This is a genomic window from Vreelandella xerophytica (assembly GCF_968048975.1).
On the sequence record NZ_OZ309106.1, the window covers coordinates 475,310 to 488,644 of the forward strand.

Consider the following 13,335-nt stretch of genomic DNA (forward strand, 5'->3'; position numbering starts at 1 on the left):
CAATGAGAGGTGATCGCTATGCTCGATCCTTGGCGTTCTAGTCACACGCCTTCGCCCGCCTACGCCGACGTCGTATTGCAGGGCGGAACAATCTATACCCTCGACTCCGGTCGTCCTTGGGCCAGCGCACTTGCCATAACCCAAGGACGGCTGTGCGCTGTGGGTGATGACGCTAGCATGCAGGACTGGATTGGCCCTCATACTCGAGTGATCCCTTTGAATGGCCGTTTCGTGATGCCCGGTCTGCACGATATGCACACCCATCCTGACCTGGGACTCGCTGCCAAATACGATGATGCTCTCAAGATCGGTCTTGAAGACCCAACGCCGCTGGAAGTCAAAAAAGCGATTCTCGATTATGCAGAGTGCCACCCAGGCAACGGTTGGATTCATGGCGCGTATTTCGTACGTTATACGTTTCGACAAGCTGGCCTGACTCCCGGGCGCGCGTGGCTCGATAGTTTTATTCCCGATCGTCCAGTTGCCATTTTGGATCGTATGTGGGGCACCATGATGGTCAACAGCAAGGCGCTGGAGCTTGCTGGTATCGATCGTCACACATCGGACCCGCGTAACGGCTATATGGAGCGCGATCTGCTTACCGGCGAACCCACTGGTTTAATGATCGATGGCGCCTACGCCATGATTCACGCCGCGATGCCACCTACTCCGGTCGATGTGCTACGCAAAGCCTATCAAGAAGGCATTCACTACCAGACCAGTCGCGGGGTCACCGCAACAAAGTATGTGCACGTTTGCGAACAGCGATTAACGGCTTTGAAGCAGCTCGACGATGAAGGACAACTGAGCCTTCGCGTCGAAGCCGCCATTAGTTGGCAAGATGATATTTTCCCGGTTAAACGCCGCTGGGAGCTCCTCTGCGGCGAGCGCCACTACTATGCCAGCAGCCGCCTCAATGCAAATGCCGTCAAATTTCATTTTGATGGCACGGTAGAGCCACGCTCCTCCTTTTTGCTGACCGCTTGGGAAGAGGGGGATGACTGGCGAGGTAAGATCAACCTTACCCCGCAACATTTGCGTGCCATGCTGCTGGATATGGATCGCCGGGGTATCCGAGTCATTGCCCACTGTACGGGTGACGGGGCGTCGGATCTGTTTCTCGACGCCCTGGAGCATACTCGCCGAGTTAACGGTGCTAGTGGCGTTCGCCATCAGTGCGCGCATAGCACCATCCTGCACGATGCCAATTTGGCGCGCTTTGCCAAGCTCGACGTTATCGCGGAGTTCTCTCCGGCTGCTTGGTACCCATCGAGCTTCACATCAGGCGCGCGCGCGGGTTACGGACAAGAGCGACTATCCAGAGCCTACAACGTACGTGGGGTGTTGGATGCCGGTGGCATGGCGGTGTTTGGTACGGATTTCCCCGTTGCCTCCATCGACCCGTGGCTTGCCCTTGAAACCTTAGTGACGCGCCAAAATCCTTGGGAACTTGGTGATGAGCGGTTTGGTACACCGATCAGTCTGGAGGAGGCGCTTCGTGTTGCGACGCTCAATGGCGCCTATGCCATGGGTCTTGAAGACGAAACGGGCTCGTTAGAAACGGGTAAATCGGCGGATTTTATCGTTTTGGATAACGACCCTTTCGCACGAACGGTGCGTGGCAACCTTCACCGCACCCAGGTCGAGATGAGTTTTCTTGAAGGCCAGCCCGTTTACGATCGCGACGGCACGCTGACGGCTTTTGACCTCAAGGCAACTTGGCAAGGCCAAGCACCCACGCTTTCTTCATGACGCAAGCTGCTTTATCACCCTTTTCGGAGTCTGACATGACCTGCGCTGAACTGCTCATTAATTTGCTGCGTAACCGCTACGGCATCGATACGCTTTTCGGTATTCCCGGCGTGCACACGGTCGAGCTTTACCGCGGCCTCGAGGGGAGCAACGTTCGCCACGTCACCCCGCGCCACGAGCAGGGCGCAGGCTTTATGGCCGACGGCTACGCCCGGGCGAGCGGCAAGCCCGGCGTGTGCTTGATCATCACCGGGCCGGGCATGACCAACATCGCCACCGCCATGGGCCAGGCCCTGGCGGATTCGATTCCCATGCTTGTGATCTCGAGCGTGAACCGCCGCGATACCCTGGGAATGGGCCAGGGACGGCTTCACGAGTTACCGAGCCAGCAGCAGATGATCAGCGGTGTGGCACGTTTCAGCCACACGTTGCTGGATGCCGACACGCTGCCCGAAGTGCTCGCTCGCGCCTTTGCCGTGTTTGGCGGCGCCCGCCCGGGCCCGGTGCATATCGAAATCCCCATCGATTTGTTCAACGCGCCGGTGAAAACGCCGACTAGCTGGCAGGCGCCCACGCTTTACCGCGCCGCCCCCGACCCCGAAGGGCTTATCGAAGCCGCGCGCCTGCTGAACGCGGCGAAGCAGCCCCTGGTACTGCTGGGCGGTGGCTGCGTGTCGGCGCCCCACGCCGCGCGCGCTTTGATCGAGCACCTCGACGCCCCGACGGTCACCACCATCAACGCCAAGGGCCTGCTGGGCCGCGACCACCCGCTGGATTTGGGCGCCAACGCCGCACTGCCCGCCGTACGCGCGCTTGCCGCCGAGGCGGACGTGATTCTGGCCGTAGGCACCGAGCTTGGCGAGACCGATGTTGATGTGGTGTTCGACGACGGCTTTCACTTGAACGGCACGCTGATCCGTATCGACCTTGACCCCGAACAGCTGGTGCGCAATCAGGCGACCACGCTGGGCCTGGTGGGCGATGCCGGGCGCAGCCTGGAGCTGCTTCTGGCGCATTTTTCCGAGCCGTTGCAGCGTAACGGCGCCGCTAGAACCAATGCCGCTCTTGAAGCGCTGGATCTCGCAAACGACCCGGCGCTGCGCGACTTCGTGCCGCTGTATAAAACGCTTGCCGATCACCTGCCCGAGGCGATTCTGGTGGGGGACTCCACCGCACCGGTCTACGCCGGCAATCACCTGGTCAGCCAGCCCGCGCCGCGGCGTTATTTCAACGCCTCCACCGGCTTCGGCACCCTGGGGTTCGGGCTGCCCGCCGCCCTTGGCGCGCAGCTGGCCCGGCCCGACCTGCCGGTGGTGGCGCTGGTAGGCGATGGCGGGGTGATGTTTACGTTATCCGAATTGGCCACGGCGGTCGAGGCGCGCCTGCCGGTCGTCATCGTGCTTTGGCACAACGCCGGCTATGAAGAAATTCGCCGCTACATGGACGCCCACGGCGTGGCGCGCCTGGGCGTGGATCTCCAGGCGCCGAACTTCTTGACGCTGGCCGAAGGCTTTGGCTGCCCCGGCGTGAGCGTAGAAAGCCCCGAGGCGCTGGGCCAGGCGCTGACGCGGCGCGACCCAGCCCGCCCGCTACTGATCGAAATCGACGCCGCGGCCTGGCACTGCGCCTGCGCCCAGTAAAGGATGCTTATGAAAACGCTCGACCAACAGTTCATCAACAATCAGTGGGTGGCTTCGCTTGGCAGCCGCCGGCTGGAAGTAGTCAATCCCTACCGCGAAGAGGTGATCGCCCAAGTGACGGCGGGGGCGGCCGCGGATGTGAATGCTGCCGTGGTGGCGGCCCGAAACGCCCAGCCCGATTGGCAGGCGCTGGGCGGCGCCGGACGGGCGCCGTATCTCGAGGCCTTTGCAGAGGCGCTGCAAGCGCGGCGCGACGGGCTCATCGAACTCAGCGCCACCAACAACGGTAAGCCCTTGATGGAAGCCGGCATCGACCTGGACGATGCGATCGCCTGCTACCGCTACTACGCCGGGCAAGCCCGCGCGCTGGACGCCCGCCAGGGCGAGCGGGTCGAGGTCGAGATGGACGGCGTCGAGGCGCGGGTCTATTTTGATCCGGCCGGCGTCGTGGGGCTGATCACACCCTGGAACTTTCCGCTGGTGACCAGCGCCTGGAAGCTGGCGCCGGCGTTGGCTGCGGGGTGTACCGTCGTGCTCAAACCTTCGGAAGTGGTACCGCTGCCGGAACAGGCGCTGGCGGAAATCGCCCTGGACATCGGTCTGCCCGCAGGCGTTCTCAATCTGCTCAACGGTGATGGCGAAGGTATTGGCGCGCCGCTTGCCAGCCACCCGAACGTGGACAAAATCTCGTTCACCGGCAGCAACCGCGTGGGCGAGGCGGTGATGAAGGCCTCCGCCGCCCGCGCCGCCGGCGTCTCGCTGGAGCTGGGCGGCAAATCGCCCATTCTGGTGATGGACGACGCCGACCCCGCCCAGGCCGCGGACTGGGTGATGGCGGGGATCTACTTCAACGCCGGGCAGATCTGCTCGGCGACCTCGCGCCTGCTCGTGCACGAGAGCGTCGCCGAAGCGCTTTACCGTGAACTCGCTAAGCGGATGGACGCGCTGACCCTGGGTGACCCGCTCGCGCAAGGTACCGACCTGGGGCCGCTCACCAGCGCCAGGCAGCATGACGTGGTCAACGGCTATTTGAAAATCGCCGAAGAGGAAGGGCTGACGGCGGTGCGCGATAAAACCCATTACACGCTGCCGGAGCAAGGCTACTTTGTAGCGCCTACGCTGTATCGCGACGTGCCGACCACAAGCCGCCTTTGGAAGGAGGAGATCTTCGGCCCCGTGCTCTGCGCGCGCAGCGTGACGAGCGAGGCCGAGGCTATCGCACTAGCCAACGACAGTACCTTCGGGCTGGCGGCCACGGTGATCAGCGGCGACGTTGATCGAGCCAAACGCATCGGCCGACAGCTTAAAGCCGGCAGCATCTGGTACAACACCGAGCAACTGGTGCTGCCCGAAACCGCCTGGGGCGGCTTCAAGCAAAGCGGCATCGGCCGCGAGCTGGGGCCCTGGGGGTTGAGTGCTTATTTGGAGGTGAAGCACGTTGTAGGGCCGGCCTAGCGGCTGGGCATTGGATAACGCCGGTCCCACTTGCCGGCTTTGACCACCTGCCCAGGCACCTCGTGGCCCACGAGGTCGGGCAGAGTGGCGGCCACCTCGAGCAGGGCGTTTAGGTTAACGCCGGTGTCGACGCCCATGGCGTCAAACATGTGCACCAGGTCTTCGGTGCAGACGTTGCCCGTCGCTCCCGGGGCGAAGGGGCAGCCGCCCAGCCCGCCGAGCGCGGCATCGAAGCGCGTAATGCCGGCCTGCCACGCCGTCAGGGCGTTGGCCAGCCCCATTCCTCGGGTGTTGTGCACGTGCAGCGTAAAAGGCGTCTCGGGCCAGCGTTGGATCACCGCTTCGCAAAGAGATTGGACCTGGGCGGGGTTGGCCATGCCGGTGGTGTCGCAAAGCGTGACGCCTTCGATACCGAGATCGATTAGTTTTTCCACCAGTGCCAGCACGCGGGCCTGAGGGACCTCCCCTTCGAACGGGCAGCCAAAGGTGGTGGAGAGCGAGGCGTTGATGAAAGCGCCGCTGCCTTGGGCGATTTGCATGATGTCGGCGAACTGCTCGAGGGACTGCTCGGGCGTCATGCGCAGGTTGGCCCGGCCGTGGCTGTCGCTTGCCGACATCACCAGGTTGAGCTCGTCGACCTGGCAGTCGAGTGCGCGCTCGGTGCCTTTGACGTTGGGCACCAGCACGGTGATGTCGACCCCGTCGCGGCGCGCGATGGCCTTCACCACCTCGGCGGCGTCGCGCAGATTGGGAATGGCCTTGGGCGAGGTGAACGAGGTGGCTTCGATACGCTTGAGGCCCGTGGTGGAGAGCGCATCGATCCAGCGGATCTTCTCTTGCGTGGGGACGAAGCGCGATTCGATTTGCAGGCCATCGCGCGGGGCGACCTCGTTGATCTCGATGTGCGAGGGGCAGGGGGCTTGTTTCAGCATGACGGGCTCCTTAAATGATACCGGCTTTACGCAGCTTGGCGCGGGTGTCGTGGTCGATGCCCAGTTCGTCGAGCACGTCTTCGGTGTGCTGACCAAGTGTGGGACCGCCGTTGCCCAACCGCCCGGGCGTGGCGCTAAGTTTGGGCAGCACACCCGGCACCTTGAGCGGCTCGCCGCTTTCCCGGGTGTAGGTCTGAATCATTTCTCGGGCCAGGTAGTGCGGGTCGAAAGCGATGTCTTTAGCAGTGTACGGATAGCCGGCGGGCACGCGGGCGTCATCCAGCGCCTTTAGAATGGCGTCGCGTGGGTGCTGGCGCGTCCAGGCTTGGATCGCGGCATCGATGAGCTCGGCCTGGCGGCTACGCCCGTCGTTGTGGGCAAGCGCCGGGTCACTGCCCAAATCGTCGCGGCCGATGACGCCCATCAAGCGCTTGAAGATGCTGTCGCCGTTGCCGGCAATCAATACGTAGTCGCCGCCCTGGCACTCATAGGCGTTGGACGGCGTGATGCCGGGCAGAGCGCTGCCGCCGGGCTCGCGTACCTCGCCGCTGGCATCGAACTCGGGCAAGAGACTCTCCATCATGGCAAACACCGACTCGTACAGCGCCACATCGATTTCCTGGCCCAGCCCACTTCGGTTGCGCTCTTGAAGGGCCAGCAAGGTGCCAATGACGGCGTACAGCGCAGACAAAGAGTCGCCGATACTCACGCCCACCCGAACCGAAGGCTCACCGGGCTGGCCGGTCAGGTAGCGAAGCCCGCCCATGGCTTCGCCGATCACGCCGAAGCCGGGCTTGTCGCGGTAGGGGCCGGTCTGGCCGTAGCCGGAAATGTGCACCATGATCAACGCCGGGTTCAGCTCGGATAGCGTCTCCCAGCCCAGACCCCAGCCCGACAGCGTACCCGGACGAAAATTCTCGACGACTACGTCGGCCTCCTGAGCGAGTTGGCGTACCAGGGCTTGACCCTCTTCGCTTCGCAGGTCGAGCGCTACCGAGCGCTTGTTGCGGGTTTGCACGTGCCACCAAAGCGAGGTGCCTTCTTCCATCATTCGCCATTTGCGAAGCGGGTCGCCGGTGCCGGGCGGCTCGATCTTGATGACGTCGGCGCCGAACTCGCCCAGAAGCTTGGTGGCGAAAGGGCCGGCGATAAGCTGACCCAGTTCGAGAACTTTCAAACCTTTCAGCGGAAGTTCGCGGATACTGGAGGGCATGGAGGGTACCTCTTGCAGGCTGAGCTATTGTTATCGAGCATCAGCATGCGTCAGCCAATAAGCACCGACAATTAGGCAATGAATAACCTCGGGTTCGTCGCTTGCGAAGGTATACGCTAGTATGGCGTCTTCGCCTGGAGGGAGGTGTCTTGATGCGCCGGTTCGATTTCATGACCTTGAAGCTCTTCATTTCCGTGGCGGACGAAGGGCGATTGACCGCCGCCGCCGAGCGCGAACACATGGCGCTGGCGGCAGTGAGCAAGCGTATCAGTGACTTGGAAACGCTTGTAGGTACCACGCTTTTGTACCGAAAGCCGCGAGGTGTAGAGCTGACCCCGGCGGGACAGGCGTTCCTGCACCACGCCCGGCGGATTCTGGATGATATCGAGCGTCTTCAGGCGGAGCTATGCGAGTACGGCGATGGCGTCAAAGGGCACGTGCGCATTCACTCCAACACCTCGGCCATCATCGCTTTTCTCCCTCAGGATCTAAGCGCTTTTTCGAGGCGCTATCCGGATATCAAGATCGACCTTCAAGAGCGTGTCAGCAGTGAGATCATCGCCGCCGTGCGCGATGGATTGACCGATGTCGGCGTGTTTGCAGGCCACGTCGCCGCCCCCGACCTGGAGTGTCTGGCGTACCGTAACGACCGCCTGATGCTGGTGATGCCAGCCGAGCACCCGTTGGCGACACGCCAGAGCATCGCCTTTCACGAGGCGCTCGACTTCGACTTCATTGGCCTGCAGCAGGATACGTCGCTTCAATCATTGCTTTATGAACGATCGCAGCTGGCGGGTAGTGCTTTGCGTATGCGTATTCAGGTGCGAAGTTTCGATGCGATCTGCCGAATGATCCATCACGATATGGGAGTGGGCATTCTGCCCGAGCGAACGCTCTATCGAGATTTGAAGGATCTGCAGTTAGTGAGCATTCCTCTCGAAGATACCTGGGCGCGGCGAGAGCTGGTGATCGGCATGCGGCGCTACGCTACGCTGCCCGCCACGGCGCGGCACCTAGTGGACCATTTGACCCAGAAGATCGAAAGCTGACGCCCCTCACTTCTTGAATGGTCACCGTTGACACTTGCTTATCGCAAGATAATTCCAGGGTGGTGTCTCGGCGAAGGCCGCCGGGTATGCATCTTTAGTCGAAAGCGTCTGTGAAAAAAAGAAATAACCCCCTGTTATAGCGGTGTATACAACCATCGTATTTCACGAAGTCTTCCTTCTCGAACGTCGATTTGAGCCCGCCTCTCCCTTGTTTCAAGATCTAGCCAGCACCCTTGCTACCCGGAGTGCAACCTCCAATAACGACAACCGTAGAGGGCGATGACAATGCAAAAATCACTACTGGTCACGCTGGCGACCTTGAGCATGTTGACGGCGGCGCCTTTTGTGCTCGCCAGCCCGATTGAAATCCAGGTCAATAACACCATGAGCGAAGGCGGCTCGGAGAGCGCCGCGGTGGAGCGCTTTTCCGAGTATCTGGAGGAACAGGCGCCGGGGCGCTTCAACGTTCGCCCCTTCCTGGCGGGCTCGCTGGGAGGAGAGGATTCGGTTCTCGAGCTTCTCAACCTGGGCCAGACCCAGATATCTCTGACCGGTGGCAACTGGCGTCAACAGTACGCGTCGGAGTATGACGCGATCACAGTGCCATTTCTGTTCACCACCTGGGACGAAGTGGACAACTATCTGGAAAGCCCTTCGGGAGAGGCAATGGTGGAACAGGCCGAACAGCGCGGTGGCCTCAAGTTTTTGGGTCTACAGCACCGGGGCCCGCGGCATATGACGGCCAATAAAGAGATTCATACCCCCGAAGATCTGCAGGGTTTTCGTTTGCGTCTACCGTCGCTGCCGATCTGGCTGACGGTATGGGAAGCAGTGGGCGCCCAGGTGGTGAACGTTCCCGCCCCGGAGATCTATCTGGCAATGCAGACCCGCCAGGTGGACGGTCATGAGAACTCGCTTTCCTCGCCCTATACCCGGCGTCTCTGGGAAGTACAGGACTACCTCATCCTGACCAGTCACGTGCAATTTCCCTGGAGCTGGGTGGCCAGTTCGCGCTGGTGGGATAGCCTGGATGCTGAAGACCAGGCACTTATCGCTGAGGCGATTGACGTGGCCCGCGAGTACGGCAATGAGCGTGAAAGTGAACTTGACGAGTATTACCTGGAAGAGCTTCAAAAAGAAGGTATGACGGTGATCGAACCCGATGTCGAAGCGTTTCGTGAAGCGGCAATGCCCGCCATCGATGGAGTGCTGTCAGACATGGCCGAGGGGGTGCGCGAGGACGCCGTCAACGCCAATCCAGCTGCCAGTGATTGATGCAAACCGACGGCGCTCACGCGAGCGCCGCGATCTGATTCAGCCAAGGAGTTGACTTGTGGATGAAGTCTGGCCACCCGCGCATGGGGTCGACCGCTTTGCCTTTAGCATCTTGCGCCTTGTCACGCGAGTGTGTGACGCCTTGGGCGTGGCTATTCTCGTGGGTATCTTGGGGCTTATCGTCACGGCGGTACTGGCTCGGGATTTTTTGGACTGGAGCATGCCCTGGACCGAGGAGATCGTCTCGTTACTGGCCATCTATGCGGTGAGTATCGGCTCCATTTCCGCCTGGGTGCGAAGTGATCATCTGGTCGTGGATCTTTTTAGCCACCGGCTCGGCGTTTTGAGCCGCCAGGTGCAGTATCGCTTGATCGCCGTTATTTCCAGCGGCTTTTTCATACTTGCCGCCTGGGGCGCCTGGATCATGGCCAGCGTCAGTGCCAATAACAACACCGTCTCGCTGGGCATCAGTTTTTCGTATCTCTATTACGCGCTATTTGCGAGTTTCGTTGCCATGGCGGCTATTGCGCTATGGCAGACGCTGCGCGGGCCGGTGGCTTGGTACCTCGAGCCTGCTGAACAGGAGATACCCCGATGACCGAACTTGCTGTATTCGTCGGCGGGTTACTGCTTTTAATGATGATTGGCCTGCCGGTAGTCGTGTCAATCGGGGTGACCTCTTTTATCGCGTTGGCGGTCACGGGGGCGGGTGGACTTCCGGTGGAGCTTTTATCGCTGCGCATGGTGCAAACGCTCAACAATTTCACCCTGCTGGCCATACCGCTTTTCATTCTGGCGGCCAACATCATGAACCTGGGATCCACCACGACCCGGATATTTGACTTCGCCACTGCACTGGTGGGCTTTACCAAAGGCGGGTTGGGGCACGCGAACGTGGTGGCGAGTTCCATTTTCGCCACCATGTCTGGAACGGCGGTCGCCGATGCTGCAGGGCTTGGCAGTATCGAAATCAAGGCCATGAAAGAGCGCGGTTACGCGCTTGACTACACTACAGGGATTACCGCGACCTCGAGCGTAGTAGGCCCCATTTTGCCACCCAGCATTGCGCTCGTGGTCTACGGTTGGCTTGCCAACGTAAGCATTGGCGGGCTGTTCATGGCAGGGCTCTTGCCCGGTATCCTGATGGCCGCTTTACTGATGGGGATGACCGTGTTGCTGGGTGCGACAGGGCGTGTGGTCATGCCGGAACCGATACCCTTCGATGCTCGCGAAGTGATACGAACGGGCAAGCGAGCGATACTGCCCTTGATGATGCCCGCTATTATCGTCGGCGGTATCTGGGGCGGCTTTTTTACTCCTACTGAAGCGGGCGCCATTGCATCACTTTACGCCCTGATTCTAGGCGGTCTGGTGTATCGGGATCTGAGCTTCAAAAGTTTGTACGACGCGTTTCGCCGGACGCTGATGTTCAGCGCGGTGATCCTGCTGATCATCGCTGTCTCGAGCTTTTATGGCTGGATTCTCGTACGCATGGGAATCCCGCAGGCGCTGGCGGGGCAGGTGGCCAGTGTCGATATGCCGACCATCGCGCTGCTTATATGCTTTGCCCTGTTCTTCTTGCTGATCGGCTGCTTCATGTCGGTGATCGAGAGCATTCTGATCTTCACTCCGATCGTGGTGCCTGCCGCGCTCAGCGCGGGGCTTGACCCGGTGCATTTCGGTATCGTCATGGTCATTACGTTATCGGTGGGGGTGATCACGCCGCCTTTTGGCACGGTGCTGTTCATGATGGTGGGTATTACCCGCTTACGCTATGGGCAAGTCGTCAAGGCGGTGCTGCCGTTTCTACTACCTGTACTCGCCACCATTCTATTGCTCATTGCCATTCCCGGGCTTGCCACCTGGCTGCCGAGGGTGATGGGGTATTAAATGCTTGAGGTTTTTTAAGTTTTAAAAAAAGCTTGGTATTGAAGTTAGATACCGAGCTTTTCAGCGCTGTCAACGAGCACTCGCACCATAACCGTTACTCGCGCCATTAGCGTGAGGTGAGTCAAGCTGGCGCGAAGCTATCAATTGTTAAAAGACATCAATTATTAACTGCAATTGGCATGACCCATCCAGGCCCATGTGCCAACCGTAAACAGGGAAAGCTTCGTTATCATTAATTCATACAAAGATTTGGCACGTCTTTTTGTTAAATAAGAGTATGTATTTAAAAGTATTTTTATATTTTTTCGAAAAGTTGGTACGGCCACTGCAGTAGTTCCATCAAGAGCGCAGCGTCAGGATGGCAGCTCGCTCTTGTTGAAACTCGACGTACGATTTCTGGCTGGGTATTTCATTTTTCTACCCGGTTTGAAAAGCAGGAAAGCGAAGCCAACAGGAGGCACGATCATGAAGAAGGAATCTCTCAAGACACTAGGCATCCTTGGTGTATCTTTCGGTCTGATGGCCAGCCCGCTTGCGTTTGCCGGTATGGAGCAAGAAGGGACGACGCCGCAAGAGCCGGCGCCGCATGAAGATACCATGCAGGACGATCAGGGTACGTATAACACCTACGACACTGATCAAGAGCAAGGCGCTACGACCGAGTACGAAGAGGAAGAGCGAGAATTCACTTACGAAGAAGAGGAGGAAGAGCAGGAAGATTGGGGTACCGATACGCAGGAGCGAGACACTGACTCAGATTCAGACTCGGATTCCGATTCCGATTGGTAAGCCACTCTCTGCTAATGGATTGACTGCTTCTCTGGTTCAAGGATGAATCACGAAATGCCCCGCCGATTGCGGGGCATTTTTGCGTTTAAAATACGTATAGGCCAGTGACAACCGGTAAGCTAAGGTTAAAGCACTTTTACTATAGCTTGCTCACTATAGCTTGGGCGGTGGGCCTGGATTCGGCGTCTTTTACAGGGAAGTTGTCACGTGCTGAGGTTGAAGGAAGTACCCGTTCTCCCCAGGGCAGAAAGCCGGATCGAGGCGATCGACCTTGCCCGCGGCATTGCCATTGGCTTGATGATTCTGAGTCACACCATCAGCGGCCTGGTAGGTATACGCAACGTGCCCGACTGGGGCATGGTGCCGGTGCATCTGATCACCAAGTTCTCGTCCTCACTGTTCATTCTGGTGTTTGGCATTGCGCTGGCGGTGGCCTTTTTGGCGCGAACCCAGGACGACGGCTGGCCCAGGCGACGCTTGAAGCTCTGGCTTCGCGCCGTCGAGGTCTGGTTCTGGTACAAGGCGCTTACCATCGTCGAGATGCTGCCGTTCAACGCCCCTGCCGATATCGTCAATACGCTGCTCTACGGCAATTTCGCCATCTGGGTGGAAATCTTGGGCTTCTACGCCATCGCGCTATTGTGGGTGCCGCTGATACTGCCGCTTTGGGCCAGAGCGCCGCTCTGGTCGCGGTTGGCAGCCATTGTCGGGCTCGCCGGGCTCTCCGCCTGGCTGCAGGGGGTCGACTTCGGCGGCAATGCCATCTTGAAGGCGCTGCTGGTCGACCATGAAGACTACTACACCTGGGGACAACTGAGCCGCGCGCCGCTTATCCTGATGGGGCTTCTGATCGGTGAGGCGATGCTTCGCTGCATGGCTGAGCGAACTTTCCGACGTCGTCTGATAACGGTGTTGATGGCTCTGGGCGGGGGGATGGTCGGTGCCTTTTATGGGCTGGCCGCTCTGGATGAAGGGGCTTACGCCGCGATGACGGCGGTGGCCAACAACGCTGGCAAGCACCCGCCGGAGCTTGCCTTCATGCTTTTCAGCGTAGGCGGGGCGCTGATCATCCTGGGCCTGACGATTGCCGGTGGCGCCATGGCGGCCAAGGCACTTTTACCGCTGACGATGGTCGGTAGCGATGCGCTTAAAGCGTTTATTTTTCATATAGTGCTGATTTTTCTGGTGCTTCGCTTTCTGTTGGAGCGAAACGGCACTTATACCTACCCCGAGGCGCTGGGCGTGGGCGGGCTTCTGATATTGGGGGCCGCGCTCTGGATCTGGGCGATCCGCTGGATGACGGCGCACCGATAATCACAAGACAAGCAATCGAGGTAACG

General features: G+C 59.9%; 11 protein-coding genes. 9 read left to right on the forward strand and 2 right to left on the reverse strand.

Translation table 11 applies throughout. The annotated features are described in order from the left end of the window. Positions 1-18: 18 nt before the first annotated feature. The 3 genes from ACWF8S_RS02270 to ACWF8S_RS02280 are packed head-to-tail and all read left to right on the forward strand — an operon-like array spanning position 19 to position 4,847. On the forward strand, positions 19-1,752 hold the full coding sequence (locus ACWF8S_RS02270) for an amidohydrolase (RefSeq protein WP_447555199.1): 1,734 nt from the start codon (positions 19-21) through the stop codon (positions 1,750-1,752). A 35-nt stretch (positions 1,753-1,787) separates the two neighbouring features. Beyond that, entirely contained in the window at positions 1,788-3,392 is a 1,605-nt protein-coding gene (locus tag ACWF8S_RS02275) for a 5-guanidino-2-oxopentanoate decarboxylase (RefSeq protein WP_447555200.1), read from the forward strand. 9 nt (positions 3,393-3,401) lie between these two features. Next, positions 3,402-4,847, forward strand: coding sequence for an aldehyde dehydrogenase family protein (locus ACWF8S_RS02280; protein ID WP_447555201.1), 1,446 nt, complete (start codon positions 3,402-3,404; stop codon positions 4,845-4,847). Here the strand turns inward: ACWF8S_RS02280 and ACWF8S_RS02285 are convergent. Then, positions 4,844-5,779, reverse strand: coding sequence for a hydroxymethylglutaryl-CoA lyase (locus ACWF8S_RS02285; RefSeq protein WP_447555202.1), 936 nt, complete (start codon positions 5,777-5,779; stop codon positions 4,844-4,846). The two genes, ACWF8S_RS02280 and ACWF8S_RS02285, sit on opposite strands and share 4 nt — an antisense overlap. Before the next feature lie 10 nt (positions 5,780-5,789). Then, positions 5,790-6,992, reverse strand: coding sequence for a CaiB/BaiF CoA transferase family protein (locus ACWF8S_RS02290; RefSeq protein WP_447555203.1), 1,203 nt, complete (start codon positions 6,990-6,992; stop codon positions 5,790-5,792). Positions 6,993-7,144: 152 nt separating this feature from the next. Between ACWF8S_RS02290 and ACWF8S_RS02295 the strand changes: the two genes are divergently transcribed. The 6 genes from ACWF8S_RS02295 to opgC all read left to right on the forward strand — a co-directional run bounded on the left by ACWF8S_RS02295 (position 7,145) and on the right by opgC (position 13,309). Continuing rightward, on the forward strand, positions 7,145-8,041 hold the full coding sequence (locus tag ACWF8S_RS02295) for a LysR substrate-binding domain-containing protein (RefSeq protein WP_447555204.1): 897 nt from the start codon (positions 7,145-7,147) through the stop codon (positions 8,039-8,041). A gap of 285 nt (positions 8,042-8,326) precedes the next feature. After that, complete coding sequence (locus tag ACWF8S_RS02300; protein WP_447555205.1) at positions 8,327-9,316, forward strand: TRAP transporter substrate-binding protein; 990 nt, start codon at positions 8,327-8,329, stop codon at positions 9,314-9,316. 58 nt (positions 9,317-9,374) lie between these two features. Next, complete coding sequence (locus ACWF8S_RS02305; protein ID WP_447555206.1) at positions 9,375-9,914, forward strand: TRAP transporter small permease; 540 nt, start codon at positions 9,375-9,377, stop codon at positions 9,912-9,914. Next, on the forward strand, positions 9,911-11,206 hold the full coding sequence (locus ACWF8S_RS02310) for a TRAP transporter large permease (RefSeq protein WP_447555207.1): 1,296 nt from the start codon (positions 9,911-9,913) through the stop codon (positions 11,204-11,206). The genes ACWF8S_RS02305 and ACWF8S_RS02310 overlap by 4 nt, the downstream gene beginning before the upstream one ends. Before the next feature lie 465 nt (positions 11,207-11,671). Next, on the forward strand, positions 11,672-11,995 hold the full coding sequence (locus tag ACWF8S_RS02315; protein WP_447555208.1) for a hypothetical protein: 324 nt from the start codon (positions 11,672-11,674) through the stop codon (positions 11,993-11,995). Between the two features lie 207 nt (positions 11,996-12,202). Next, a complete protein-coding gene (opgC, locus tag ACWF8S_RS02320) occupies positions 12,203-13,309 on the forward strand; it encodes an OpgC domain-containing protein (protein WP_447555209.1) in 1,107 nt (368 codons plus the stop codon). The last annotated feature ends 26 nt before the right edge of the window (positions 13,310-13,335 follow it).

Bases quoted from the DNA above. Each gene is read 5' to 3' on its own strand.
- ACWF8S_RS02275 (WP_447555200.1), top strand. From the start codon at position 1,788: ATGACCTGCGCTGAACTGCTCATTAATTTGCTGCGTAACCGCTACGGC.
- ACWF8S_RS02310 (WP_447555207.1), top strand. From the start codon at position 9,911: ATGACCGAACTTGCTGTATTCGTCGGCGGGTTACTGCTTTTAATGATG.
- ACWF8S_RS02290 (WP_447555203.1), bottom strand. From the start codon at position 6,992: ATGCCCTCCAGTATCCGCGAACTTCCGCTGAAAGGTTTGAAAGTTCTC.
- ACWF8S_RS02270 (WP_447555199.1), top strand. From the start codon at position 19: ATGCTCGATCCTTGGCGTTCTAGTCACACGCCTTCGCCCGCCTACGCC.
- ACWF8S_RS02300 (WP_447555205.1), top strand. From the start codon at position 8,327: ATGCAAAAATCACTACTGGTCACGCTGGCGACCTTGAGCATGTTGACG.
- ACWF8S_RS02280 (WP_447555201.1), top strand. From the start codon at position 3,402: ATGAAAACGCTCGACCAACAGTTCATCAACAATCAGTGGGTGGCTTCG.
- ACWF8S_RS02315 (WP_447555208.1), top strand. From the start codon at position 11,672: ATGAAGAAGGAATCTCTCAAGACACTAGGCATCCTTGGTGTATCTTTC.
- ACWF8S_RS02295 (WP_447555204.1), top strand. From the start codon at position 7,145: ATGCGCCGGTTCGATTTCATGACCTTGAAGCTCTTCATTTCCGTGGCG.
- ACWF8S_RS02285 (WP_447555202.1), bottom strand. From the start codon at position 5,779: ATGCTGAAACAAGCCCCCTGCCCCTCGCACATCGAGATCAACGAGGTC.